Annotated in this window: 20 protein-coding genes and 1 pseudogene; 10 read left to right on the top strand and 11 right to left on the bottom strand. The window is 59.5% G+C overall.

What is annotated here, in order from left to right; translation table 11 throughout:
* The first annotated feature begins 291 nt into the window (after positions 1 to 291).
* From apcD to NW862_RS06095, 3 genes and pseudogenes are all read left to right on the top strand, one after another.
* The gene (gene apcD / locus NW862_RS06085; protein ID WP_414337776.1) at positions 292 to 765 is read left to right on the top strand and encodes an allophycocyanin subunit alpha-B; all 474 of its coding nucleotides are present in this window, start codon (positions 292 to 294) and stop codon (positions 763 to 765) included.
* A 254-nt stretch (positions 766 to 1,019) separates the two neighbouring features.
* Positions 1,020 to 1,505, top strand: coding sequence for an allophycocyanin subunit beta (locus NW862_RS06090; RefSeq protein WP_414427016.1), 486 nt, complete (start codon positions 1,020 to 1,022; stop codon positions 1,503 to 1,505).
* Positions 1,506 to 1,535: 30 nt separating this feature from the next.
* Positions 1,536 to 2,522, top strand: a pseudogene (locus NW862_RS06095) (chlorophyll a/b binding light-harvesting protein); the annotation flags it as partial.
* Positions 2,523 to 3,054: 532 nt separating this feature from the next.
* Here the strand turns inward: NW862_RS06095 and sppA are convergent.
* From sppA to NW862_RS06120, 5 genes are all read right to left on the bottom strand, one after another.
* Positions 3,055 to 3,861 (bottom strand): signal peptide peptidase SppA, encoded by an 807-nt coding sequence (gene sppA / locus NW862_RS06100; protein ID WP_414335107.1) that lies wholly within the window; start codon positions 3,859 to 3,861, stop codon positions 3,055 to 3,057.
* 73 nt (positions 3,862 to 3,934) lie between these two features.
* Positions 3,935 to 4,639, bottom strand: a complete 705-nt coding sequence (gene fabG, locus NW862_RS06105; RefSeq protein WP_414335108.1) for a 3-oxoacyl-ACP reductase FabG — start codon at positions 4,637 to 4,639, stop codon at positions 3,935 to 3,937.
* 82 nt (positions 4,640 to 4,721) lie between these two features.
* Positions 4,722 to 5,552, bottom strand: a complete 831-nt coding sequence (rsmA, locus tag NW862_RS06110) for a 16S rRNA (adenine(1518)-N(6)/adenine(1519)-N(6))-dimethyltransferase RsmA (protein WP_414335109.1) — start codon at positions 5,550 to 5,552, stop codon at positions 4,722 to 4,724.
* A gap of 37 nt (positions 5,553 to 5,589) precedes the next feature.
* Positions 5,590 to 7,335, bottom strand: coding sequence for a sensor histidine kinase (locus tag NW862_RS06115; RefSeq protein ID WP_414335110.1), 1,746 nt, complete (start codon positions 7,333 to 7,335; stop codon positions 5,590 to 5,592).
* Positions 7,336 to 7,380: 45 nt separating this feature from the next.
* The gene (locus NW862_RS06120) at positions 7,381 to 8,514 is read right to left on the bottom strand and encodes a PIN/TRAM domain-containing protein (RefSeq protein ID WP_414335111.1); all 1,134 of its coding nucleotides are present in this window, start codon (positions 8,512 to 8,514) and stop codon (positions 7,381 to 7,383) included.
* 217 nt (positions 8,515 to 8,731) lie between these two features.
* Here NW862_RS06120 and NW862_RS06125 point away from each other — a divergent pair, with 217 nt between their 5' ends.
* From NW862_RS06125 to NW862_RS06145, 5 genes are all read left to right on the top strand, one after another.
* The gene (locus NW862_RS06125; RefSeq protein ID WP_414335112.1) at positions 8,732 to 8,974 is read left to right on the top strand and encodes a NifU family protein; all 243 of its coding nucleotides are present in this window, start codon (positions 8,732 to 8,734) and stop codon (positions 8,972 to 8,974) included.
* Between the two features lie 112 nt (positions 8,975 to 9,086).
* On the top strand, positions 9,087 to 10,184 hold the full coding sequence (rseP, locus tag NW862_RS06130) for an RIP metalloprotease RseP (RefSeq protein ID WP_414335113.1): 1,098 nt from the start codon (positions 9,087 to 9,089) through the stop codon (positions 10,182 to 10,184).
* A gap of 6 nt (positions 10,185 to 10,190) precedes the next feature.
* Positions 10,191 to 10,880, top strand: coding sequence for an endonuclease III (nth, locus tag NW862_RS06135; protein ID WP_414335114.1), 690 nt, complete (start codon positions 10,191 to 10,193; stop codon positions 10,878 to 10,880).
* Positions 10,881 to 10,957: 77 nt separating this feature from the next.
* Positions 10,958 to 11,932, top strand: coding sequence for an RNase adapter RapZ (gene rapZ / locus NW862_RS06140; RefSeq protein WP_414335115.1), 975 nt, complete (start codon positions 10,958 to 10,960; stop codon positions 11,930 to 11,932).
* 28 nt (positions 11,933 to 11,960) lie between these two features.
* On the top strand, positions 11,961 to 13,277 hold the full coding sequence (locus tag NW862_RS06145; RefSeq protein ID WP_414335119.1) for a gluconeogenesis factor YvcK family protein: 1,317 nt from the start codon (positions 11,961 to 11,963) through the stop codon (positions 13,275 to 13,277).
* A gap of 17 nt (positions 13,278 to 13,294) precedes the next feature.
* On the opposite strand, the gene NW862_RS06150 is transcribed toward NW862_RS06145, so the two are convergent.
* Together NW862_RS06150 and NW862_RS06155 are read right to left on the bottom strand one after the other, a co-directional pair.
* Positions 13,295 to 14,881: an ArnT family glycosyltransferase gene (locus tag NW862_RS06150; protein ID WP_414427017.1), complete on the bottom strand. Its 1,587-nt coding sequence runs from the start codon at positions 14,879 to 14,881 to the stop codon at positions 13,295 to 13,297.
* Positions 14,882 to 14,980: 99 nt separating this feature from the next.
* A complete protein-coding gene (locus NW862_RS06155; RefSeq protein ID WP_414427018.1) occupies positions 14,981 to 15,811 on the bottom strand; it encodes a hypothetical protein in 831 nt (276 codons plus the stop codon).
* A 475-nt stretch (positions 15,812 to 16,286) separates the two neighbouring features.
* On the opposite strand from NW862_RS06155, the gene NW862_RS06160 reads away from it, so the two are divergent.
* Positions 16,287 to 18,059: a peptidoglycan D,D-transpeptidase FtsI family protein gene (locus tag NW862_RS06160; protein ID WP_414347503.1), complete on the top strand. Its 1,773-nt coding sequence runs from the start codon at positions 16,287 to 16,289 to the stop codon at positions 18,057 to 18,059.
* A gap of 210 nt (positions 18,060 to 18,269) precedes the next feature.
* On the opposite strand, the gene NW862_RS06165 is transcribed toward NW862_RS06160, so the two are convergent.
* From NW862_RS06165 to NW862_RS06180, 4 genes are all read right to left on the bottom strand, one after another.
* On the bottom strand, positions 18,270 to 19,493 hold the full coding sequence (locus NW862_RS06165; RefSeq protein WP_414334934.1) for a glycosyltransferase: 1,224 nt from the start codon (positions 19,491 to 19,493) through the stop codon (positions 18,270 to 18,272).
* Positions 19,494 to 19,636: 143 nt separating this feature from the next.
* The gene (locus tag NW862_RS06170; RefSeq protein WP_414427019.1) at positions 19,637 to 22,132 is read right to left on the bottom strand and encodes an HD family phosphohydrolase; all 2,496 of its coding nucleotides are present in this window, start codon (positions 22,130 to 22,132) and stop codon (positions 19,637 to 19,639) included.
* Between the two features lie 65 nt (positions 22,133 to 22,197).
* Positions 22,198 to 22,599 (bottom strand): plastocyanin/azurin family copper-binding protein, encoded by a 402-nt coding sequence (locus NW862_RS06175; RefSeq protein WP_414337750.1) that lies wholly within the window; start codon positions 22,597 to 22,599, stop codon positions 22,198 to 22,200.
* 91 nt (positions 22,600 to 22,690) lie between these two features.
* A complete protein-coding gene (locus NW862_RS06180) occupies positions 22,691 to 23,308 on the bottom strand; it encodes a 4'-phosphopantetheinyl transferase family protein (protein WP_414334937.1) in 618 nt (205 codons plus the stop codon).
* A gap of 130 nt (positions 23,309 to 23,438) precedes the next feature.
* On the opposite strand from NW862_RS06180, the gene NW862_RS06185 reads away from it, so the two are divergent.
* Entirely contained in the window at positions 23,439 to 24,884 is a 1,446-nt protein-coding gene (locus NW862_RS06185) for an LCP family protein (RefSeq protein WP_414427020.1), read from the top strand.
* The last annotated feature ends 75 nt before the right edge of the window (positions 24,885 to 24,959 follow it).

Genomic DNA, 24,959 nt, shown 5'->3' on the forward strand with positions numbered 1-24,959 from the left:
GCACCTGCAAACCCCCTCGGCTCGTGCCCAGCACCATTCCTCCAACTGCCCAAAAGCTTCGCCGGCGAGGAACTGGGGTGCTGAGCGGATCCCTGTGAGTCGCGTTTGTATCCGGGATCCCGATTGGCCGCCAACCCAGCCCTCTCGATCTGGTCACGGTGCTGAAAACACGGGGCAGAGAGGGTTTGTTGCGAGTAAGTTTCAATTCACAACTTTTTCTTAATAAGTGATTTCGATTCTTGAGGATATAGCTTACTTTGTTACCTGTAGAGCGTTCCTTGCCAAAAACCTATGAGCATTGTTGCCCAAGTCATCGCGCAGTCGGATGCGGCTGATCGCTTCCTCAGCAGTGCCGAGATTGCCAAGCTAGAAGATTTCTTCAGCAAGGGTCAAGTGCGTATCCGAGCCGCCAAAAAATTAGCGGAGAACGAGCAAAAAATTGTCCAGGAAGGCAGCAAACGTTTTTGGGCCAAATGCCCCAACACCCCCAGCAATAAAGGCAATCCTCAAAAGACAGCCCTCTGTCAGCGGGATCAAGGCTGGTACATCCGCTTGGTTAGCTATTGCATCTTGGCGGGAAACGATAAGCCGCTAGAGGACATCGGCCTGAACGGAATGCGCGAAATGTATACATCTTTGGGCGTGCCGCTGCCGAACCTGCGGGTGGCCATGAGCTGTCTAAAAGAAGTAGCCGCCGGTATTCTTTCTTCGGAGGAAATGGCTTTGGCAGCCCCCTACTTCGATCGACTGATTCGCGCTTTTTGAATGGATAAGTTAGTAGACACTTTGCTGCGCGGTTGCCCGATTTTGTTGAGGACTTGAGTTGTGTTGCCCTTAAGATTTGCGAGTTTGAGGTTTAAGCTTGCTTGCAGGCTCTGATGTCTTAAGCTGCAACTCAATAAAAGTTCTCATAGGCAATGCCTGAGCAAGCGGTGCAAGGATCCCGTCCCGCTAACGCAAGCAGAATTTGTCCAATTGCCTCAAAAAAATAGTCCATATCAGTGCTTGGAGGAAAAGCCATGAAAGACACCATTACTTCCCTGATTAACCCTGCCGATGAGAAAGGCTCCTACTTAGATGCCGCAGCTCTGGAACAGTTAAATCGCTATTTCCAGAGTGGCAACATGCGCGTCAAGGCGGCTAAAACCATCAGCTCCAGCGCCAGCAGCATTATCAGCCAAACCGTTGCCAAAAGCTTGCTCTATGGGGATATCACCCTGCCAGGGGGCAATATGTACCCCACCCGGCGCTACGCGGCCTGCCTGCGGGATCTGACCTATTTTCTGCGCTATGCCACCTACGCCATGTTGGCTGCCGATACTTCTATTTTGGATGAGCGGGTGTTGCAGGGTTTGAAAGAAACTTACATCACCCTCGGCGTTCCCATCGATCGCGTCATTCAAGCCCTGAATGCCATGAAGGAGGTGCTGACGGAAAGTCTTGGCACAGAGGCAGGTCAAGAAATGGCCGTTTATCTTGACCATATCATCGCCGGTTTGAGCTAAACCTGCCTGTAGCTGACTGAGGAACGATCCATGAACACCAGAAGGACGCACCCATCAGGCTATCCCTGGTGGTCGGGTAATGCTCGCTTGATGAACCTCTCCAATACTTTTATTGTGGCACATGTGGCTCATGCGGCTTTGATCATGGCTTGGGCAGGGGTCTTCACCCTGTTTGAGCTGGCCAAGTTCTCGCCAGAGCGGCCCCTATACGAGCAAGGGCTGATTTTGCTGCCCCACCTGGCCACGTTGGGATGGGGGGTCGGCAGCGGCGGCCAGATTGTCAATACCTTTCCCTACGTGGCCATTGCTGCCATTCACCTGGTGGCTGCGGGCGTGTTGGCTTGGGGGGCCTACTTCCACCAAACCCGACTTCCCCCCAGCTTAGATATGGAATTTGGCAGGGCCGCCAAGTTTCACTTTGCTTGGGATGATGCCAAAACATTGGGGGTAATTTTGGGGCACCACCTGCTAGTTTTGGGCTTGGGATCCCTGTTGTTGGTGGCCAAGGCAATGCTATTTGGGGGGCTGTACGATGCCAATAGCGATCAGGTACGCCTGGTTACGGCTCCAACTTTGGATTTTGCCACCCTTTGGGACTACCGCACCCATTTGTTCGATGTCAACAATTTGGAAGACTTGGTGGGGGGCCATATTTATGTGGCAGCTCTTCTCTTGCTGGGAGGGGTGTGGCACATTTTGGTTCCGCCGTTTGAGTGGGTTAAAGCTCGCTTTCTTTTCTCGGCAGACGGGATCCTCTCCTACTCTCTATTTGGCATTGCTCTGGCCGGCTTTGCGGCCTCTTATTATTGTGGGTTTAACTCGCTGGCCTACCCGGTGGAGTTTTACGGCCCCACCCTAGAGCTGAAATCCGCGTTCACCCCTTACTACTTCGATCCAAATCAAACCGGAGCGTGGAACTATTCCTCGAGGGTTTGGCTGGCCAATGCCCACTTCTATTTGGCCTTCTTTTTCCTCCAGGGATCCCTGTGGCATTTTCAGCGAGCTATGGGCTTTGATGTTGGCAAAATGCTGCAGTCGTGGCAACAGGGCCGGCAGGAAATGACCTCTCAAGGGGTATATCAGGTTCAATTTCAGTGCCGACCTCAGCCCAACTTTGCAATTTTTTACGATCCTCCCTTTGCCGATCCAGAGCCTTTATCTGTATCTCCGGGGGATGTCTACTGGTATCAGCCGCCCAGAGCCCGCAGCTTCAGCTCTCCATCGCTGATCAACGGTGTTCGGCAAACTCTCTATGAAGTGAACTACACCCTCAGAAGGTGGATCTTCTACGAGCCTGCCAGAGGGAAAAGTACTTTCAATCGTTCTAACTTGAAGGCAGGCTATGGTTCGCCTAGGCCGGAGACCGATTTCTCGAAGTTTGCTCGACCCCTGCCCAAAGTCTTCTACGAGCCCGGCAAGGTACAGGCTTAACCTGTGGCCAGCCGTGATAGAACAGCTTGCTGGCTGATCCCCGGCTCCTCTCTCCTCTTTTGGGAGAGGGGCTGAAGCGCCTCAATCTTCTTGAAACGACTATACAGTTTTTTCCGACTCAAGAACCGGTGTAGAGCCATAGGGGCAAGCCCGAGGTGCTCACTTCAAACTGCAAACGCGCCAGAGCTTCTGCTGCCGGCAGAAACCGAGACCAGCCTCTGCGCCGGGGGAGCAGATCGTAGAATTTGGCATCTGTCGGCAACCCCGCCAGCTCTGCCGCCAAGAGGCGAGCATCCTCTTCCGTGCCCAAGCGATCCACCACGCCTAGGTGGAGGGCCTGCTCTCCACTGAAAATGCGGCCATCGGCAAAAGTCCTGACCACATTCAAACTCAACTTGCGGGCAGCAGCAACCGTCTGCACAAACTGACCGTAGGTGATATCGATCAACTCTTGCAAGATGTTTCGCTCTTCTGGGGTCAGCTCGCGATCAAACGAGAGAATATCTTTGTAGGGGCCAGACTTGATCACTTTAAATGAAATCCCCACTTTATCCAAAAGACGCTCGATATTATTGCCTCGAATGATCACGCCGATGCTGCCGGTGATCGTTCCTGGGTTGGCGACGATTTTTTCCGCTCCCATGGCGATATAAACCCCCCCAGAGGCGGCAATGTTGCCAAAGCTGGCAACAATGCGGGTGCCTTTTTGTTCCCGCAAACGCAAGAGAGCACTGTAGATTTCTTGGGAGTCGGCCACTGTTCCGCCGGGGCTATCGATGCGGAGCACTAGAGCAGGGAGCTGTTTTTCTTCCACCTCTTTTAGGGCTTTGAGAACGCGCTCGCGGGCTTTGCCATCAATGGCCCCTGCCACCTCGATGCGACCAATTTGCCGACGCAAACCACCCCAGAATAATCGCTTCAGCATAGACAAGAACTGGATTGGGATAAGTACATATTTGTATCATGAATGGCGGCTCGTGGCCCGGTCAACCGGTCGCTTAGACGCTGCCATACACCGGGATCACCGCGCCCCTCAGATCCCGCGCCGCTTCCGAGACCAAAAAAGCGATCACCTGCCCAATGGACTCCGGCTTTACCCACCGCTCGGCTTGCGCGGATCCCATGGCGGCGCGGTTGGCCGGCGTGTCGATGATGCTGGGCAGAATGACGTTGGCGGTGATGTCGGTGCCTTGGGTCTCGGCGGCAATGGTGCGGGTCAGAGCCACCACCCCTGCTTTGGAAGCGCAGTAGGCCGCCAATTGCGAGCCCGGCTCCACTGCGCCGCGGGATCCCACCGTTACAATCCGCCCATAGCCCTGCTGCCACATCTTGCGCAGGCTGTGCTTGCAAGCTAGGAAAGTGGTGGTGAGGTTGAGGTCAAAGTCGCGCCGCCAGTCTGCCAAGCTGTACTCGTGGGTGGGGCCCATGGCAAAGCCGCCCACCAAGTGGATCAGCCCATCTACGCGGGGCAGGTCGGCAATGGCGCGGGCAACCGCCGCCTCGTCCAACAAATCCACTTGCACAAAGCGCACCCGATCCAGAGCACTGGCCGGCAGGCGCTGCCGCAGCACGGCTAGCTCCTCCTCCTGTCGGTAGGTCAGGGTCAGCTCTGCCCCGCTGGCCAGCACTACGGGAACCACCCCCAACCCCAGCCCGCCGGTGCCACCGGTTACAAGAATCTGTTTGCCTTGGTTGTCGAGCATAGGTTCGCCCTTAAAAAGCCTTTCCTCAAGCCAAAAAGCGCTGGGCATCCAGCCACCGTCTTTTCCCACCCTACCGCGATTCTTATTCCTCTTGAGGGGCAGCCTTGGGCGCTTTCTCCAGCAGTAGGTCGCTCAAGGCCAGCCAGTGGGGCAGATCCAGCTCTTCGGCGCGGGCATCGGGGCTGAGGCGGAGCTGAGCCAACGCTGCTGCGACCGCCTCTCGCTCCACCAAGCTCCCCAGGGCATTGGTGAGCTTCTTGCGGCGGGTGGAGAACCCTTGGCGAAGGAGTTGGTGAAACCAGCGGGGATCCCGAGCAGGGGTGGGGGCGGGGCGGGGGGTGAGGCGAATCACAGCGGATTCCACCTTGGGGGCCGGCTGGAAAGCGGTGGGAGGCACTTTACAGATCAGCTCGCAATCGGCCAGATAGCGCGTCCGCAGGCTCAGGGCACCGTAGGCTTTGCTGCCGGGGCCAGCCTGAAGGCGCTCGGCCAGCTCTTTTTGCACCAAGAGGACGATGCGCTCGAACTGTCTGACCGGCTGGGCCGGGGATCCCAGCACTTTCTCCAGAATCGGGCCGGTGAGGTTGTAGGGGATGTTGGCCACCAGCAGGCGGGGCTGAGGCGGGAGCGGCAGGCGAAGAAAATCTCCTTCCACCAGGTGAAAACGCGGCTGGTCGGCAAACCGTTTTTGCAGCAGCCGGCACAGATCCCGGTCGATCTCCACCGCCACCACCTGGACGCCCTGGGCCAGCAATCGCTGCGTCAACTGCCCGGTGCCGGGGCCGATCTCCAGCACCCAAATGGGATCTGCGCCTGCCTGAGAGCCATCCAGGTGGGCAGCCCGCACAATGGCTGCGTGGACAGCGGGATCCTTGAGCCAATGCTGACCAAACCGTTTGCGAGGATGGGGCATAGTTAGGCGAATGATCGAGAAGAAATGGCCGGACGGATCATCGCTGGGCCGGGTGGGGAACAGAAATCAAGGTGGGATCGGTATCCTCAGGTCTATCTTGGGTTGATCCGGCGGCAATTGTCTCTGGGCTTGCATCCCCGCCCAGCAGCGGCCGGCGGTAGAGGGGTACCGTAAAGGTAACGGTGGATCCCAGCCCTTCGCCCAAGCTGTAGAAATTGATCTCCCCCCCCATCGCCTCCACCAGCCGCTGGCTGATGGCCAGGCCCAAGCCCGTTCCCCCATATTGGCGGGTGGTGGAACCATCCACCTGGGTAAAAGCCTGAAACAGCTTTTGCTGCTTTTCCAGCGACACCCCGATGCCGGTGTCGATGACGCGGATGCGGGCCAAACCCGGGTTGCCGGGAAGGATATCCGCCCGCACGGTCACCGAGCCTTTGGGGGTGAACTTGATGGCATTGCCCACCAAATTAAGCATCACCTGCAACAGGCGTTGGTAATCGCCCAAGAGCAAAATCTGATCTGAGGTGTTGGGCAACTGAAAGCTCAGTTGTAGGCCCTTTTGGCTGGCCTGCAGGCTGGTTTTGGCTGCCACATCCTTAAACAAAGCTTGCAGGTCGCAGGGCTGAAACTCCAACTGCATTTTGCCCGCCTCGATCTTGGCGATGTCCAGCACGTCGTTGATCAAGGCCAACAGGTGCAGGGCCGAGCGATAGGCCTCCTGCAAAAAGTCCAGCTCCTCTTCGCGGCTTTCGGCCATCCCGTCCAGCACCAGCTTGATAAAGCCGATGATCCCATTGAGAGGGGTGCGCAGCTCATGGGAAGTATTGGCCAAGAACTGACTTTTCAGTTGGTTGGCCGATTCCGCTTGGGCACGGGCCTGCTCCAGCTCTTTGTTTTTCTGGCGCAGTGTCTGGTTGGCCAACTGCAGGCGGGTGGCCAGTTGGCGGCTTTGATCCAGCAAGATGGCGTGGGCAATCGCCGTGCCCAGATAGGTGGCAATGCTCTGCAGCACCTGGAGGTGGCCGGCCTGCCAAACGGGAACGCCGTTGGGCGGCAGCACTTCCAACCAGAGCAGGCTGTTGGCATAGCCGCGATAGGACATGGCAATGGCCAGACGGCGCTCCATCAGCACCGGCTCTTCCTGCCTCAGGGCCTGCAGCAGATGGGGATAATCCGCCAGTCGCAAGGTCTGGTTCAGCAGCGAGGGATCCCCTGGGTTGCGGCGGTACTCGGCGTTAACCGTGAGGGAATCCTGCCCCACTTCGTAGAGGGCCAGCAGGCAGCGATCCACCCCAAACAATTGCCCCAACTGCTCCACCGTCTGCTGGCACAGCTCGCGAATGTCTAGGGAGTGGCCGATGTTGCGCAGCAACTGGGCCGTGATCCCCTGCACCGGATCAGCCAAGAGGGGATGGGGCTGGGCAGTGGGGCTGCTGGCTCCGCCGGCCAAGTTGAAAGGCGTTGCCCCCAACAGCTTGCCCACCACCGAGACGGCTACCACCGCCCCTTCCATGTCCCGTACCGGGTTGAGGGAGAGATGCAAGTGCAACTTGTAGCGGGGCGAGTTCACCTGACATTGGTAGGAAAGGGGATCCCCAGTCTCAAACACCTGGTTGAGCTGGGCTTCGTACTCCCCGGCGTTGGCCACCTCCCAGATTTGCTGTCCACTCACGATGTGCTGAGGGTGGATGCCATATTTCTCAGCCTCTTCCCAATAAAAACCCCAGAAGCGCCTCTGGCGATCCTGTGTGTAGAAAATCGGAGTGGGTCGAAGCACGCCCATGTGGGAAGAGGCCACCATCGCGTCGGGGAAACACAGGCCCAGAGCTCAGGTTTTCCCTGAGGAGGCTGGGCTGGCGGGATCAGAGGCCGGGCGGGTTAGCGGGGCAGAGTCTTTGCTGAGACGGGCGAAGATCATGCGGCCTGCTGAGGTCTGAATGGCGCTGGTTACCACAACGGAGCGGGTTTTGCCCAAAGAGCGCTGCCCTTCTTCTACCACCACCATGGTGCCGTCCTCCAGATAGCCTACCCCCTGGCCCGGCTCCTTGCCCTCGCGGGTGATCTTGATATCGAAGCTATCGCCGGCAACATAGATGGGCCGCAGCGCCTCGGCCAACTCATGCACATTCAGCACCTTAACCCCCTGCAGAGTCGCCACCTTCTTCAGGTTGTAATCGGTGGTGAGCAGCGTTCCCCCTACAGCTTGGGTAAGGCGCACCAGCTTTTCGTCGACGGTGGTCAGATCGGGATAGTTGGCTTCGTGAATGACGAAGCGCTCAGGATAGGCCTTTCGTAAAGCTTGCAGCGTATCGAGGCCTTTGCGGCCCCGCTCTCGTTTTTGGGCATCGGCCTTGTCGGCGATGGTTTGCAGTTCCGTCAGCACAAAGCGGGGAACCACCAGGGTTCCCTCCAAAAAGCCTGTCTCGATTAACTGGGCCACTCGGCCATCGATGATGGAGCTGGTGTCCAAAACCTTGGCCGTGGCAGCCACCACATTGCCCTCTGCCCAAAGGGCTGCCTGGAGAGCATAGTTGGGGTTCAACAGCCGCAGCAGCGAGGGGCCATGGGTATCGGCCAGGCTGACCCCCAGATAAGCAAAAGCCAAGCTGAAAAAGACCGAAGCCAGCGGCTCGAGAAAGCGGTTGAGTTGAGGGGGCAGCGGCAACAAATATACAGGAGCCATGGCCAAGTTGGCGATCACCAAACCAATCACCAGCCCCACCGAGCGGCTGATCAACACGTCCGGCGGCAGGGAACGCACATTGGCCTCGAAGCGACGGTAGCTCCAGCGCACCAGGGATCCCAGAGCCAGCCCTGCCAGCACGCCGAAGCCGCTGGTGACGACGCGGGCTCCCTCCACATTGGCCCCCTGAATGGCGGCAGGAGGGAGCAGATCCAGGCCATAAAACCCAAGGCCAGCCCCGGCCAACATGAAGATCGCGATCAGTAAAGCGTCTAGCATAAAGAATAAAGACAGCCCTGCTGAGTGGGTAACGCTGCTGGGAATAGGCAAATCCGCTTCCTATTCTAGTCGTCTGGTGTTGGATGGATCCGGACAACCAGACTAGCCCTCTCCCCGCAAGATTCAGACTATGTTGAAATCATAGCGATCCCTGGCTGCCTTGAGGGGGCTGGGGGGAAATCGCTACAATCCAAACTCGATGAGGCTGAAAGCAACCATGGCACAAGCACTGGAACTCAATAGCGCGAACGTCGAGAAAGTCCTAGACGAGCTGCGCCCTTACTTGATGGCCGATGGGGGCAATGTGGAGTTGGTGGAAATTGACGGCCCGGTGGTCAAGCTGCGCCTGCAGGGGGCCTGCGGTGCCTGCCCCAGTTCCACCCTGACCCTGAAAATGGGCATTGAGCGCAAGTTGCGGGAGAGCATCCCCGACATCCTAGAAGTGGAGCAGGTGTTCTGAGGATTCTGCCGCTTCTGGTCTGTTATCCTGGTTCCCTGAGGCAGCAGGCCTGTCCGTCGCCCTGATCCTCTGCCTCTTGGCTTTTCTTCCTTCTTTACCTGCACGCCAGCCCATGCCTGTTCTCCTCTCCATCGCCATTCTCGCCCTGCTGATCCTGGTGCATGAGGCAGGCCATTTTGCGGCGGCCAAGTTACAAGGGATCCACGTCAACCGCTTCTCGCTGGGGTTTGGCCCGGTGCTGTGGCGCTACCAAGGTAAGGAGACGGAGTACGCCATTCGCGCCCTGCCGCTGGGGGGCTATGTGGGCTTTCCCGACGAGGACGAGCGTTCCCCCTACCCGCCCGATGACCCGGATCTGCTGAAGAACCGTCCTGTGTTGGATCGCCTGGTGGTGATGAGTGCCGGGGTGATGGCCAACCTGATCTTTGCCTATCTGGTGCTGGTGTTGATGTTTGCCTCGGTGGGCATCCCATCGGTGGCGCGCATCCATCCCGGCATCCTCATCCCTCAGGTGATGCCGGATAGCCCGGCGGAGCGGGCCGGCCTGCAGGCGGAAGATGTGGTGTTGCGGGCAGCCGACCACGACTACAGCGCCATCGCCGACGAGACGGCGGCCTTGGCAGCCCTGAACGATTTTCAGGCGCTGATCCGCAGCAGCGAGAACCAGCCCGTTGCCCTAAAGGTGCAGCGCGGGGCAGGGGATCCCTTCCAGTTGACGGTGATCCCGGAGCTGCGGGGGGAGACGGTGGCCATTGGGGTGACCTTAGCGCCCAACCAGGAGCTGACCTTGCGCCCCGCCCGGAACCTGGCCGAGATCTTCACAGAGGCTGGAAACGCCTACCAGCGGGTGGTGATGCTGAATGTAAACGGTTTGCGGCAGTTGGTTGAGAATTTTCAAAGCACGGCCACACAGGTCTCCGGCCCGGTGGGGATCGTCAAGATCGGCGCGGATCTGGCGCGGGATGATGCTGCCAGCTTGTTTAATTTCACCGCTTTGATCAGCATCAACCTGGCTTTTCTCAACCTGTTGCCTCTGCCCGCTTTGGATGGGGGGCACATCGCCTTTTTGATCCTGGAAGGGATCCGCGGCAAACGGCTGCCCAAGGAGCTAGAAGACCGGGTGATGCAGACAGGCCTGGTGTTGTTGCTGGGCTTGGGGGTGGTGCTGATCTTCAAAGACACCCTCGCCATCGTTACCGGGTCGGGCTAGGGAAAGATGGCCAGCAAACGGGCCTTGCGCCAGCGCGCTTTGGAGATCCTGATCCGGCTGAAGCGCCACTACCCCAACTCCACTTGTGCCCTCCACTACCAAACGCCGCTGCAACTGCTGGTGGCCACCATTTTGTCTGCCCAGTGTACCGATGAGCGGGTTAACCAGGTCACCCCAGAGCTGTTCCGCCGTTTCCCGGATGCCCAAGCGCTGGCAGCAGCCCCGCGGGAGGAGATCGAGGCCCTCATCCATTCCACCGGCTTCTATCGCAACAAGGCCAAACACATTCAGGAAGCCTGCCGCAAGATCCTGAGGGATTTTGGCGGTCAAGTGCCCCGCACCATGCCGGAGCTGCTCACCCTACCCGGTGTAGCGCGTAAGACGGCCAATGTGGTGCTGGCCCACGCTTTTGGCGTCAATGCCGGGGTTACTGTCGATACCCATGTCAAGCGCCTCAGCCGCCGCCTCGGCCTTACCGAGCACGAGGATCCCGTGCGCATCGAAAAGGATCTGATGCAGTTGTTGCCACAAGCGGATTGGGAAAATTGGTCCATTCGCCTGATCGACCATGGGCGGGCCATTTGCACCGCCCGCAAACCCCTCTGCGAGCAGTGTTTTTTGGCCGACCTTTGCCCCAGCGCCCCTCTCTCGGACGGGAAGACGGACAAAGAAGCAGCGACAGCCGTCCAGACCTGAGCGCCTGGCAGCAGGGATCCGGTTTTTGGGCTTCCCCTCGCCCTAGAATAGGCTGCATGGACGATCAACCGACTAGAGTGACACCTGTTTTGGTTATTGCCGGGCTGACGGGATCCGGGAAAACCCTGGCCATCCAGCAATTGGAACAACTGGGCTACACCGGCCTGGAAGGGATCCCGCCTGGCCAGGTGATCCCTTTGGTGGAGGCGATGCGGCCCCACCACACTGCTTTGGCCCTCAGTTTGAATCTCCACGCCCAGGAGTACCGGGATCAGGTTCCCACCCTGGCTGCCTGGGTGCAATCGCAAGGGATCCCTTTTCTCTTTCTGGAGGCTCGCCCCCTGGTATTGCTCAACCGTCTCAGCGCCCACCGCCGCCCCCACCCCCACCACCCTGGCGGTGGCCTGTTGGAAGCCATTGAGCAGGAAGTGCGCGATCTGGCTCCGCTGCGAGAGCGCTGCACCCACTGGTTGGATACCTCCGACCTCAATGCCCAGCAACTGCGGCAGCAATTGCAAGCTCTGGCCCACGGGATCCCGCAGCCGCTCAACCTGCGGCTGGTCAGCTTCGGCTTCAAGTACGGCGCCCCCCCCGATGCCAACTTGCTCTTCGATGTGCGCTTTTTGCCCAACCCCTTCTTTCAGCCCCACCTGCGCCACCTGACCGGCCAGGATCCGCCCCTGCAGGAGTTCCTGTTTGCCGATCCGGTTACCCAATCCACCTACCAGCACATCGTTTCCCTGATCCAGGCCTTTTGGCCCCACTACCGGGCAGAACGTCGCCCCCACCTAAGTGTGGCCATCGGCTGTACCGGCGGCCAACACCGCTCGGTGGCCCTGGTGGAGCGCCTGGCGCAAGATTTGCGACCTTGGACCGTCCCTGCTGGCAACCCTGCCCTGCCTGCCCTGAACATCCAGGTGCAGCACCGCCATTTGCTGGATTCGCAGCGGGAGCTGGAGGCCCGCTTCGGAGCGCCACCCCCTGACGCTGGCGTAGAACAGCAACAGGTTAGGATCCCTTTGGCCGGCGTTTCTGTACCTCCCCATGGCTAAGCCCAGCAACAAGTCCCTCACTTGGGGTATGCGCCGCCGCAAGACTGCTTGGCCGGGCAGTGGCTGGAAATGGCTCTTTCCCGGTCTGGCCGTTAAGCGCTGGCTCACCCTGGCCGTAGGGGGTGTGCTGCTGATGGTGCTGGGCATCGCCATCTGGACGGAATTGACCCCCATCTTTCGCCTGAAGCGGCTGATCGACATCACCCTGCGCCTGATCACCACCTGGATCCCCAACAACATCAGCGGCCCCTTGGTAACTGGGATCGGCCTGGTGATGGTGGTGCTGGGCTTTCGCAGCGCCATGCGCTCCATCGAAGATGTGCTGATCCCAGAGGGGGATGAGGCGCTGGTGGATAAGCTGCTGTCGCGGCGGCGCCTCAGCCGTGGCCCCCGCATCGTGGTGCTGGGGGGCGGCACCGGCCTCTCCAACCTGCTGCGGGGCCTGAAGCGCTACAGCTCTAACATTACCGCCATCGTCACCGTGGCCGATGACGGGGGATCCTCAGGGCGCCTGCGACGGGAGATCGGCGTGTTGCCCCCCGGCGACATCCGCAACTGCCTCACCGCCTTGGCCAACGAAGAAAAGTTGCTCACGGAGCTGTTCCAGTACCGCTTCCAGGCGGGGGAGGGGCTGAGCGGGCACAGCTTCGGCAACCTCTTCATCACCGCCCTCACCGCCGTAACCGGGGGCGACCTGATCCGGGCCATCACCGCCACCTCGCAAGTCTTGGCCATTCAGGGACGGGTGCTGCCGGCCACGCTGGCGGATGTCACCCTCTGGGCGGAGTTGAGCGATGGCCGCCGCGTGGTGGGGGAGTCCAACATCGCCAAAGCCGGAGGACGCATCTATCGGATTGGCTGTGATCCCCCCAACCCGCCGGCCCTGCCGGAAGTCATCGAGGCCATTGAGGCGGCAGAGTTTGTGGTGCTGGGGCCGGGCAGCCTCTACACCAGCATTATTCCTAACCTGTTGGTACCGGAAATTGTGGAAGCTCTGGCCAAAAATATGGCGCCCCACATCTACGTGTGCAACATCATGACCGAGCCGGGGGAAACCGACGGCTATACCGTTGGGGATCACGTCATGGCTTTGGATCGGGTGGCGGGCGTGCGCCTATTTGACGGCGTGCTGGTGCAGCGGGAGCCGCCTTCCCCACGGGCTCTGGAGCATTACCGCCGCAGCGGCTCCGAGTTTGTGATGTTGGATCCTGACAAACTGGCCTACCTGGGCTGCCGCGCCGTTTTGGCCAACGTCATGCAAGAAGATCCGCAGACCGGCTTGGTGCGCCACAACCCCGAGCGCTTGGCGGCAATGCTGATGCGCTGGTTCGACAGGCACCGATAGGACACTCCGGAGAAGCATCAGCGCTGGCGGGAATAAGGTCGGGGATAGGGGCGGCGCATCTGGCGAGCCAAGTACACCTGAAAGGTTTGTGCCACCACGCCCGCCCGCTGTAGCGGGATCTCTGCCACCGGTTCAATTTGTTCAAAATGGTTGCCGTAGGTGGCCGCGATCCCCGCCCTTGGCTGAAACAGCTTGGAGGTAACCAACAGCCCATTTTTTCCCAGCCAATCTTCAGGTTGCGACCAAAAGGCAAAGCCGCGCAGATCTTCATCCAGGCAGGTGAGGGGCCTATCCGTCAGCGGCGCCAAGGCCATGCCGATCTGGCCGCCCAAAAAGTAGGCGTTGGTGAAGATGAAATCCGCCTCGGCAAGAGCCTGGGCCAAGCGGGGATCCGTCTGCAACTGCCGCCGCAACTGTTCAATTGCAATCAACTGAGTCGAGGGATCCCGTTCCACCGGCCACAGGCCCAGCCCACCGGGAGCCTGGAGAAGGCCGTAGCGCACATGGGCCAGCCCCACCCCCACCAACAGGCCCACCGCCACCGCCGTTCCCGCCAAGAGCCGCTTCGCTCCTGGCCACCTTTCCCAACGGGATCCCAAAAGTAAGCTCAGCACCCAAAACCCCGGCATGGGCCAGGTGGGCAAAATGGGCCGATAGCCCCCCATCAAGGTAAAAGCCAGCACCAGCGGCAGCCCACAGGCCAGGATTAGAAGATGCTTCAGCTCCTGATCCGTGAGGCGTCTTCCCTGAAAAAGCGCCAGCCCCACCCGCCCACCCTCAGCCAAGCTCAGCCCCAGCAAAGGGATCCCCAAGGTCGGGAAAAGATAAAAAAGTTCCTCCAGCACCGTCAGCCCCAGCTCTTGCAGTTGATACCCTGCCTCCGGCACCGCTCGCCCCCCCTGGAAGCGAAAGGAGACCCAATCCTGCTGGGCGTTCCAGATCAGCACCGGGCTGAAGGCCGCCAAGAACCCCAGCACTGCCAAGAGCGCCCATCCCGACCTGAGGGCGCAGCGGTGGGCCGGGCTGAGCAGACAAAAGAGCACCAGGCCAAACCCCAACGCCAGGCCGTGGTATTTGCCCAGGCAGGCCAGCCCCACCAATAGCCCAATCAGCGCCAGCCGCGGCCCCGGTCGGTAGCGAGCTGCCCCATAGGCCCCCAATTTCCCCTCTGCCAAGGGAGCCGGAAAAAACTCCTGGGCAGCCACCCACAGGGTTGCCGCCGTAAAAAACATCAGCGGGCTATCCGGCAGGGTCAGCACTCCAAACCCAATCCAGAAAATGGGCGCGATGCTGATGGTTGCCAGGGTGATCAGCCCCGCCTGCAGCGAAAAAAGCCGCGCCGCCGTGAGGTAAAGCAACAGGGAAGAGCCAGTGTAGGCCAGCAGGGATCCCAGTCGAATCGAAAAAGCCGACACCTGCCCCGTCAAAACAGGCCCCAAGCCCGTTGTCCAGGCCACCAGTGGCGGATGGTCAAAATAGCTCCAGTCCAGATGGCGAGTGTAGAGGTAGTAGTAGGCCTCGTCAAAGCCCGGCGGCAACAGAGCAGCCACCCAGCAGCGCAGAAGCAGGCCCAACCCCAAAATCCACAGAGCAGCTTTCGGCACCACAGGGGATCCCTTTAAGCGCGTGGACAGGTGTTATTGTCTCAGCTTTGGCCGGGCTTGTCCCCAAAAACCCAAGTGGGGGCTCAGAATAGGCTAAGCCTAAGACGTTGCCTCCGGCAGCCTTACCGGACACCCCAAAAGCTGGCCCAATTGCTCCGCCTCCGCCCTTGCCTTGCCATTGTCAGAATCGAAACTGAGATGCAACAAAGGCTCTCCCGATGCCAGCTCCACCTTCACCGAAAAATAACTATCGCCATCGGAATCTGTTGACCTCTCAACTACAACTTGCTGAACATCTCTGAAGGAATAAGTTTTCCGCCCCCTTACACCAAAGGGAGTGAGGTACTCCACCAGGATCTGGTTGAGGGAGCGGTCAAAGGTCAGCCGACGCCTCTTCCTACTTAAAGCGAGTATTAGCGATAGAACCCCCACTCCTGCTGGAGCCAGAGCAGCGACACCCAAGAAATCCTCTAAGACAAAACCATCGCCATCGCCGGCCACCAAGAGCTGGCTCTCTGCACTCATCCGAAACGATTGGATCTTGGTTGCCAGTTGCCGAGCCTTGCTCTCGCTCGCGGTTGACCAAGCTTTTGTTTCTCCTGCAGGAGTTATGAGAGTGACGTAGTAAGCTTTATAGGTTATCTCGTCTCCCTCAGAATTCCTTAGAGTTTGAATTTCAGTTTTGGTTCCGGCTCCCCTTACGTCATAATAAAACTCGATCTGTTTTGGTAAAGGCAGCAGTGGCTGGAAGACCACTTCACAGTTGACCGTATCCTGATCAAGCCGATAGCACGTGAAGCGCCGATCCCCCTGAGAAAGCCCAATAGGTATGATAATTGGGGACGAAAAAAGCAATATTATAAAGGCAGCACCGACAGCCCCAGAAACTACAGGCTCTAGATAAACACGCTTGCCGGGAGTTTGCTCCACGCATCTCATAGAACTCAGCTCCGTTGACCCTTTTGTGGTTGCCCTCATTATTGCTTGTCAATGTAGCATCTGTCAGTATTTGAGAATACGAAGCTGTTCGGATATCAGCAGAATCACTTATGTTAGCCTATTCAAATCCAATGGCAATGAAATGGTCTATCACATCGATCTCCAACTCACCTCTTCCAAAAAGGGAGCGACTGAGGAGTGTCTTAATCTGGTTTGAAATAACTACACTCTCAAAAGCTGTGAGGTGGCGTTGTTGCCACGCAGCGCTGACATAGCAGTAGGATGGACGCCAAACTAGCGGTGGTGTCTGGTAGGGGTTGTGGTGGAAGTCAGATCTAGGGCTGGGCTACGGCGAGCTGAGCCCAAAAAACCGGAGACAGAGCAGAAGGGCCGGCAACTTGCCCACCGATACAGAAGAGGTGCTTGGCCCCCTTCACTGCCAAGCTCCAGGCGGTGGAGAACAACGTTGGGTTGGCTCCTGGGGGAACGGATCCCGACAGCTCGCCAGCTCGACTTCCGCGCCGGCATGACCGGCTTGGCTTTAATCATTGCCCTATTCCTGACAGGAGCACGTCTGGTTTATTTGCAACATCAACAGGCGCCCCTGTTGCAGCAGCGAGCTGAGGCCCAGCAGCGGGCTCAGTTGAGACCCTTCATCCCTCGTCGCTCGATTGTGGATCGCCGCTCCCTTGCCCAGCAGCAGGCAGAATTGCTGGCCGTGGATCGCCCTGTCTATACCCTCTGGGCCCATCCTCGCCTCTTCGGCAGCACCCCCGAGGACATTGCCGCTGCCCTTGCTCCCCTGTTGCGGCGGCCGGTGGAACAATTAACGCGACAACTGTCGGCCAATCATGCAGTGCGGGTGGAGCGTTGGGTATTGCAGGAAGTGGCCGATCAAATTCAGGCTCTGCATCTGGATGGCCTAGAGCTGGTGAGCGAGCGGCAACGCATCTACCCTCAAAAAGAGATGGTTGCCGAGGTAGTAGGCTATGTGGATCTGGATCATCAGGGCCAGGCGGGAGTGGAATATTCTCAACAGGAGCTGCTGGAGCGTACTGTGCAACCTGTCACTATTCCTCGCGATGGCTACGGACGACTGCTGGCTGCCGAGGTGCCGGAAGGGCTGCTGCAATCCCGCGAGATGGTGCTGCAGCTCACCCTGGATATGCGCCTGCAAAGGGCTGCCCGCGCCGCCCTGAAAGCTCAACTGCAACGGTTTCGAGCGCTGCGGGGCACGGTGATCGTCCTCCAGCCCCACACGGGGGAGATCTTGGCTCTGGTGGCCGAACCTACCTACGACCCCAACCGCTACTTCGAGTATGACCCCGGCCTTTTTCGCAACTGGGCTGTAACGGATTTGTATGAGCCGGGATCCACCTTCAAGCCCATCAACATCGCCATTGGACTGGATGCCGGCGCCTTTAGAGCCGATGAACGGGTGTATGACGAAGGACGGATCCTGATCGGTCAGTGGCCCATCCAAAACTACGACTACCACCAGCGGGGGGCCCATGGCTGGATGAGCGTCACCGATATCCTGCGCCAGTCCAGCAACGTGGGCATGGTCCATCTGATGCGCAAACTGGATCCCCGCCAGTACTACAATGCCTTGGTACGGTTGGGATTGAATGAGCGCAGTGGTGTGGATCTGCCCTTTGAGCCGGCCAGCCGTTTGAAGCCGCTGCGGCAATTCGTAACCGTGCCGGTGGAGCGAGCCACCGTTGCGTTTGGCCAGGGGCTGGCCCTCACCCCCCTGCAGTTGGCCACTTTGCATTGCATCATCGCCAACGGCGGGCTGAAAGTGCAGCCCCATGTGGTGCGCGGTCTGGTGGAAAAGGATACAGACACCTTGGTTTGGGGATCCCCGCAACCCCAGCCGGTGCGGGTGCTGTCGGAGCAGGCCACCCTGGCGGTGCGCATCCAGATGCGGGACGTGGTGGATTTTGGCACCGGGCAATCGGCCAAGATCGAGGGGTATGAGATCGGCGGCAAAACAGGTACCGCCCAGAAAGCAGGGCCGCGGGGGGGCTATCTGCCCGGCAAACGCATCACCAGTTTTGTGGGCTACTTCCCGGCCCTTCGCCCCAATTACGTGATCCTGGCAGTGCTCGACGAGCCCCAGGGGGAAGATGCTTTCGGCTCGACGACGGCGGCTCCCGTGGTTCGCTCGGTCATTGAGGAGATCATCACCCTAGAAGGGATCCGCCCCAATTCTACCGAGCGTGGCTACAGCAACTGAAAGCGGGGGCTAGGATCTTCAATTAAGTTTAACTAGAGCTTTAACTAAATAGCAATGGAACGGATCGTGGCGTCGATCCCTAACTCCCCTCTCCCTGAGGGAGAGGGGCCGGGGGTGGTCGCGTGAGCGGCGCGGAGCGCTTGGGCCTCAGGGAGAGGGGCCGGGGGTGGTCGCGTGAGCGCTTCAGGAGTGTCTGAAATAAACAGACGTTCAAGACTTGTCGCCCCTGGGATCCAGCTTAACCTCTGCACTTTTCCAGCTCAGCTTGGAGTTGAGGTAGAAGTTCCAGAATACAACAATGCCGATCGCAATTAGGTTGGCCAACAGATAATGAATGCCCAAGCGCTCGCTTAGCAAGATCACCAGTGAAGAGTTAAGAAACAAGCCGATCAAGCAGATGACATTAAACTTTACCAGCCGCTTCAGGCGATTCAAGAGACCCGGCTGCAATCGGGTAACATGGCGAAATGTCCACAGATCGTTCCACAGGAAGTTATTGAGAATGGCCACTTCCGAAGCGATCAGCTTACTCGTGATGAGATCCCATCCTAAGTTGTCCGGATCGTGTAACAAATAGAGCAAAACCATGTCCACCACAGTGCCTGACAGGCCGACTGTGCTGAAGCGCAAAAAGGATCCCACCTGTCCTAGCGAGAAGCGCAGGTGGATGAGATGGTGGAGATACTGAAGACAGGTTTGCAGTTGAATTTTGCTCTCGCCGTTTTGGCGCTCCTGAAAGATGTAGCCGACTTCAGCAATGGTTGTCACCCGGCCCCGTGCCAGCACCTCGATCAGCAGTTTGTAACCCTTGGGGCTGAGCGGGATCCCGGCAATAGCCTGGCGTCTGAGGAGGAACAACCCGCTGAGAGGATCCGACACCCGCCTGAAAACCCCTGGCAGCAAAACCAGCCCGATTGCTTGAGCTCCCCGAGAGACGAGGCGCCGGCCCAAGTTCCAGTGGCTCACCCCCCCCGACTCCACGTAGCGGCTGCCCACCACCAAATCTGCCCCTCTCTGCATGAGCGGCCACAGTTTGAGGACGATCTCCGGCGGATGCTGCAGATCCCCATCCATCACCCCCAGCACCTCGCCGCGAGCAGCTTGCCATCCCCGCAATACGGCTGTGGCCAAGCCCCGTTCCCCCTGGCGGCAGATAACTTTGAGTTGGGGAAACTCCTCTTGCAATTCCTGGGCCAACTTGGCGGTGTAATCTGGGCTGTTGTCATCCACCACGATCAGCTCATAGGCTCCGGGTAGAATCGCGTCGAGGTGGGCGCACAACTGGCGAATCAAGCTGCCAATGCTGGAAGCTTCGTTGTAGGTGGGAATGACCAACGAAAGTTGAACAGGGCTGGGGTGGGATAGAGATGGGATCTGAATGGGAACTCCAGAAGCTTTGGGATGGGTAGATGAAGCAGGAGCTACATGGGGCATAAAGACTCTGTCCCGCTGACGCGAACAGGAGGCCATCCAAAAAACAATGGCAGGGGATCCCAACTCTGGGCCGTCTTGACTTGATCCGCAATTAATCCCTTATCCTACCGATGGATCAGCTTCAGGACTAGACCTTTCTCTACCTACCCAGCGATTCGCAAGGGTGCGCTCGGCTGAGAGGAGCCGGTGGGCGGGGGCATCGACATCGGCATTTGTGCCTGGTCAGGCTCCGGCAGCGAGGGGGCAGGGGTGACGCTGGGATAGGGGATGCGCTCGTGGTTGGATTCCCGCCACACCTCTACAAAAGCGTCTGCCACCACCTCCAAATCCTGCAGCGTCAGGCCGCTATCGACCAGTTGGCCATCCTGCCAACGGGCCTGGGCAATTTTGCGGACAACAGCCTTGGCCCGCTCAACCACCTCAGGGCCAAAGCCGTCGCTCAGGGTCATGCTGCGCAGGGCCGCCTCACAAGCATCGGCAAGCATTACCACCCCTGTCTCCTTGCTCTGGGGGATGGGGCCATCGTAGCGGAACAGCTCCTCGGGCACCGACTGATCCCCGGCTTTCATCTGGGCTTGATGGTAAAAGTAAGCAATCAGGATCGTCCCCTGGTGCTCAGGGATAAAAGCTTGGACAGCGGTGGGCAGATTGTATTGCTTGGCTAGGCGCAGCCCATCGCTGACGTGGGCCTTGATGATCTGGGCGCTGCGATAGGGATCGTCCAGTTGCGTATGAGGGTTGAGGCCGCCCATCTGGTTTTCGATGAAGTAGCGGGCCTGCAGCATTTTGCCGATGTCGTGGTAGAGGGTGCCGGTGCGCACCAGCTCCACGTTAAGGTTCAGCTTCTGGGCAGCTCGTTCCGCCAAGGTGGCTACAAACAGGGTGTGCTGGAAGGTGCCGGGGGCTTCTGCCGCCAGCCGTCGCAGCAGGGTGCGGTTGGGGTTGCTCAACTCGATGAGGCGAATGGGGGTGGCCAGGTCGAACAAGCGCTCCAGGTAGGGGCTGGCTCCCAGCGCCACAATGCTCCACCCCAGCGTGATCCCTCCCCCCAAGGCCATCGCCAATAGGTCGATGCCGCCAGTTGTGGTCAAGCTAACAGCCGCATAGGTGAGCATCTGCACCGCCGCCGCCCCTCCTCCCAACAAGGCCAACTCTTCCCGAGAGCGGGAGCGCCCGGCCAGGGCGCAGGCCACCACACTGCCGGAAAGCAAGGGTGCGAAGGTGAGCAGATTGGCAGAGGAGACCAACGGCAAAAGTAACGCCTGTCCCACCACCACCACCAGGCCCAGCCCTGCCCCGTAAAAACTGCCCAGCAACAGCCCCACCGCCGGCAAGGAGCTGAACTCCAGCTTGAACAAAGTTGCCACAAGCGGAGCAGTCAGGGAAACCATCAGGATCAACACCCGATCCCGGCGGCGCAATCCCGGCTGCAAGCGTTGCTGCAAGGGGACGAAAATGGCCAAGCCCAAGCCCATGACGCCAGCCACCCCCACCAGGCCCCAGATGTTGATCCCGCGCTGGGTAAGACCAAAGTGATCCAAAATGAGAAAAATCTCGGGGGTGATGATCTGATCTGCTCGCACAATCACCTGGTTTTCCGCAACCGAGATCAGGACGGGCTCAACTTTTTCCAGCTCGGCGCGAATGCGCTGCTCGGTGCGCTGGGGATCCACCTCCACGTTGGGAACAAGCACCTGCTGCAGCCACTGATAGACCAGCGCCTGTAGCTCCTGCCGCTGGGCGGCACTGCCTGGAAAGGCCAGCTCGTCCAGTTGGGCTTGGATCCCTTCAGCGCGCACCTCGCGGGGCAGGCCATCCACAATGCCTATCTTCTGCAGGCGCTCCAAGACCCGCCGGCTCAGTCCCTGGAGCTGCTGCCACTCAGTCTCTGTTAAGTTGAGAACCGTGGCCGGGACAGGGGGGGTGAGCTGCTCCAGAGCCGCCAGAGCCCCTTGGTAGCGCTGTTGGGCCGCTTCCACCTGGGCAATTAACTGGGTATAGGGATCCGTGGCCGCCGTCTGAGTGGCCGCCCCATCCAACCAGGCCCGCTGCCAAACCTCGACCAGCTCTTGCCGGGCCCGCTGCTCTGGAAAAAGCGGCTCCAGACGTCCAGCAACCTCTTCCGACAGAGATTGAGTGGCTGCACGGGTGCGGATGGCCTCTTGTCGGACACGAGCCTGAAAGGCTTCCCACTCTTCTGGGGCAAGCTGGCGCAGGTAGATCTGCGTTGGCAGAGATAGCAATTGGACAGAAACATAGGGCAGAGAACCTGCCTCTTGTCGGATGGCCTCCACCGCTGCCAGGAGAGCCTCCAGATTTTGCCGCATGCTCTCGTTGGCGGTGCTGTTGATTTTGAGGGCTTGCACCACGCGCCGTCGCGCCTCGGCCTGCCGGGCCTGGGTAGCCTCCACATCTTCGATCTCTGCCGCAGCAGGAGCGAGGAAGGTTTGCGGGGAGCGGCTGCCGACGGTCAGTTGCGGCTCGTTGTAGTAGCGGATCCCGTGAACAGCAGTGAGGGAGAGAAGCGCTAGGGCATAGCCGGCAACCCGCTCCGGCAGGGGGGGCCTGCTCTTGCGAGGAGAGGCTGCCTGGCGTCGCCGAGTCCAGTGTTCCACGATGGGGCTGAGCAGGTTTTTCATGCGATTTGCCTGGCAGCGTCTTTCTCTTTTCTATCCCCTTTTGCCCCCCTAGCCCAGGAGATAGCCTAGTCGCCAATGGTAATCTGCCCGATCATGCCCGCTTCGGCGTGGCCGGGAATGGTACAGGCCAAAGAATAAACTCCAGATTTCAGGGGAATAAACTGCCACTCCACTGCCGCACCTGGCTTCAGCTCCAGTTCTCGGATCTGGCCCTTGATTTCCACACCGGCCACTTCCAACTTGCGAGTCCAAACGGCATCGGCAAAATCTTTGGCGCTGAAATAGTGCTTCAACTGGCTGGGGTTGCTCAAGTGCAAACGGTAGAGGTTGCCGTTGCGAAAAAAGAGCTCCTTGGGCACAAACACCAACTGGTTATCGGCAGTACCTAACTCGACAGCTTTGTCCTGGGGCGTTTGCCGCGACAGATCCCGCGCCCAGGCCGGATGCGGGATCCCGCCGATCGACATCCCCAGACAGAGGCTCAATATCAGGAGATAACGCAACCCACGCAACATAACCCCAACATGGAAACTCGGCCTGAAAACCCAAGATAGCAGCTCAAGCGGGAGTGAAGAGATCTGCGCCTTGGCAGAGCTGCACCGTCGGGACTGGCCCGCCCACTTCCAGTCGTTCCATCGCCACAGCGGCAACGTAGCCCTCGGCAACCCGCAGGGGCAGGGTCAGCCAGCAGGGATCCCCGGCCCCGGCCCTGGCTCCGGCCAGCCCCACGCCCATGGCTTTCAGGAGAGCCTCTTTCTGCGTCCACAGCTCCAGGAAAACCCTCTCCCGCTCTGCCGGTGGACAGGCCAACAGACGAGCCTGCTCGGCGGCGGAAAAATAGCGTCGGGCAATGCGTTGCCAGCGGGGCACGGGTCGGATCCGCTCCAAGTCCACGCCAATTCGACGCTGCAACGTCAAGCCAACCAGGATCCACTCGTGGGAGTGGCTGAGGTTGAACTGCAGCGGTAGGGGTGGATCCCGCCAATAGGGCTTGCCGGTGGAGCTGTGGTCGAGGGGGATCGCCCGGGGCGGAATGCCGCTGTAGCGGCTGAGCAAGCTGCGCAACCCAAGACGACCGGCCAGAAAGCGGCACCGATCCGCCGGCAGTTGTAAACGCTCTGCCCGCCGGCATTCCCCAGGAGAAAGCATGTCGAGCTGGGGAAGCAACTGCTCCAACGGGGGTACGCTCCACAGCCAAAGGTGCGCCTCCCACTTCCCCGGTAACGGCTGCAGGGATCCCGCCGGGGAAGCTGCTCTCTCGTTGCAGTTGGGTATGGACAGTCCTAGAGAATAAGGATGCGGTAACATGACCTTGAATTGGTGGGGTTGGCAACACCACCTAGACAGTACACCCCTTCCTGCAGGCGCCCGCGAGGCTCGGCCCGACCTGATGTCCTCTTTCCACTATCCACCCCGCCCAGACCGTGTCCGCGCCGCTCGTCAGCAGGCCATTCGCCAGGGGATCCTCTGGCTGTTGTTGGGATTCACGGCTGTGTTGGCGGGCTCTGCCGGTGCCTTCTTGGCTGTGATGTTGCCCCGTCAGGTGATCCCCACTTCCCTCACTCCCAGCGAACAAGAAGCCTTCCGTCCGGATGCTTTGCGGGCTGCCGCTCTGGATCGCTCCTTGCACATTCTCATCCTCGGCACCGACAACCCGGATCCCACCCTGCCCTTGTCCACAGAACGGGAGCGTCTCAACACCCGCACCGACACCATCCTCTTGGCCCGTTTTGATCCACAGGCGCAGCGGATCACTGTCCTATCCATCCCTCGCGATACCCGCGTGCGCTTGCCTGGCTTTGGTGTAACCAAGATCAATGCGGCCAACTTGGCAGGGGGCCCGGCGCTGGTGGCCCAGGTGGTCAGCACCTTGCTGGGCGGGATCCCGATTGACCGCTATGTTCGCCTCAATACCGAGGCCCTGGAAGCTTTGATTGACGCAGTGGGGGGTGTGGAGGTCTATGTGCCGGAGCCCATGCACTATGTGGATCACACGCAGCAGTTGTTTATTAACCTAGAGCCTGGCTGGCACCGCCTCAATGGCGAACAAGCCCATCACTTTGCCCGCTTCCGCCGCGACCACCTGGGCTTGGGGGATATCGGTCGGGTACAACGGCAACAGGAGCTGCTGCGGGCCCTGAGCCGGGAACTGCTCTCCCCTGCCGTCTGGCCGCGCATCCCGAAGGTTTTGCAGGTCGTCCGCACCCACCTGGAGACCAACCTCACCTGGGAAGAGGTTCTGAGCTTGGCCAAGTTCGTCCTCACCTCTGGGGACGATCGCATCGACCTGGTGCTGTTGCCGGGCCGCTTCAGCCAGCCGGGAGAGTTTGCCACCAGCTACTGGCTGCCAGATTTGGCCGGGATCCGCCGCCTGGCCGTGACCCACTTTGGCCTGGAGGCGGAAGTAGCTCCCATCTCGCCGCACCGCCTGCGCATAGCTGTGCAAAATGCTACCGGAAAGCCGGGGATGGCCCGCCGCATGGTGCAAGAACTGGTTCGACAGGGCTATACCCAGGTTTTTGCCGTCGAAGACAGCCCCCAGGTGTTGCCGCAAACGGAGATCCTCGCCCAAAGCGGGGATCGGGAAGGAGCCAAGCAGGTTCGCGCTGCCCTTGGCCTGGGAGAGCTGCGGGTGGAATCCACCGGCGTTCTCAACTCCGACATCACCATTCGCGTTGGGCAAGATTGGGCCCACCAGCTTACCCTTGATATCGACCAGGCGCAGAGTCCGGCCAGAGGGGCTCAGCTCTAGAGCCGGTTCGGTTGCGGGTGCGGATTTCTGGAAAAAGTTCAGCTTGTCGGGGCCTTTGCTACCTCTGTAGATTGG

The organism is Synechococcus sp. H55.8 (assembly GCF_047462375.1).
Classification (GTDB): Bacteria; Cyanobacteriota; Cyanobacteriia; order Thermostichales; family Thermostichaceae; genus Thermostichus.

What these genes read in the sequence shown, in the direction of transcription:
- apcD (WP_414337776.1), top strand. Translation starts at nt 292, where the DNA reads ATGAGCATTGTTGCCCAAGTCATCGCGCAGTCGGATGCGGCTGATCGC.
- NW862_RS06090 (WP_414427016.1), top strand. Translation starts at nt 1,020, where the DNA reads ATGAAAGACACCATTACTTCCCTGATTAACCCTGCCGATGAGAAAGGC.
- sppA (WP_414335107.1), bottom strand. Translation starts at nt 3,861, where the DNA reads ATGCTGAAGCGATTATTCTGGGGTGGTTTGCGTCGGCAAATTGGTCGC.
- fabG (WP_414335108.1), bottom strand. Translation starts at nt 4,639, where the DNA reads ATGCTCGACAACCAAGGCAAACAGATTCTTGTAACCGGTGGCACCGGC.
- rsmA (WP_414335109.1), bottom strand. Translation starts at nt 5,552, where the DNA reads ATGCCCCATCCTCGCAAACGGTTTGGTCAGCATTGGCTCAAGGATCCC.
- NW862_RS06115 (WP_414335110.1), bottom strand. Translation starts at nt 7,335, where the DNA reads ATGGGCGTGCTTCGACCCACTCCGATTTTCTACACACAGGATCGCCAG.
- NW862_RS06120 (WP_414335111.1), bottom strand. Translation starts at nt 8,514, where the DNA reads ATGCTAGACGCTTTACTGATCGCGATCTTCATGTTGGCCGGGGCTGGC.
- NW862_RS06125 (WP_414335112.1), top strand. Translation starts at nt 8,732, where the DNA reads ATGGCACAAGCACTGGAACTCAATAGCGCGAACGTCGAGAAAGTCCTA.
- rseP (WP_414335113.1), top strand. Translation starts at nt 9,087, where the DNA reads ATGCCTGTTCTCCTCTCCATCGCCATTCTCGCCCTGCTGATCCTGGTG.
- nth (WP_414335114.1), top strand. Translation starts at nt 10,191, where the DNA reads ATGGCCAGCAAACGGGCCTTGCGCCAGCGCGCTTTGGAGATCCTGATC.
- NW862_RS06145 (WP_414335119.1), top strand. Translation starts at nt 11,961, where the DNA reads ATGCGCCGCCGCAAGACTGCTTGGCCGGGCAGTGGCTGGAAATGGCTC.
- NW862_RS06165 (WP_414334934.1), bottom strand. Translation starts at nt 19,493, where the DNA reads ATGCCCCATGTAGCTCCTGCTTCATCTACCCATCCCAAAGCTTCTGGA.
- NW862_RS06170 (WP_414427019.1), bottom strand. Translation starts at nt 22,132, where the DNA reads ATGAAAAACCTGCTCAGCCCCATCGTGGAACACTGGACTCGGCGACGC.
- NW862_RS06175 (WP_414337750.1), bottom strand. Translation starts at nt 22,599, where the DNA reads ATGTCGATCGGCGGGATCCCGCATCCGGCCTGGGCGCGGGATCTGTCG.
- NW862_RS06185 (WP_414427020.1), top strand. Translation starts at nt 23,439, where the DNA reads ATGACCTTGAATTGGTGGGGTTGGCAACACCACCTAGACAGTACACCC.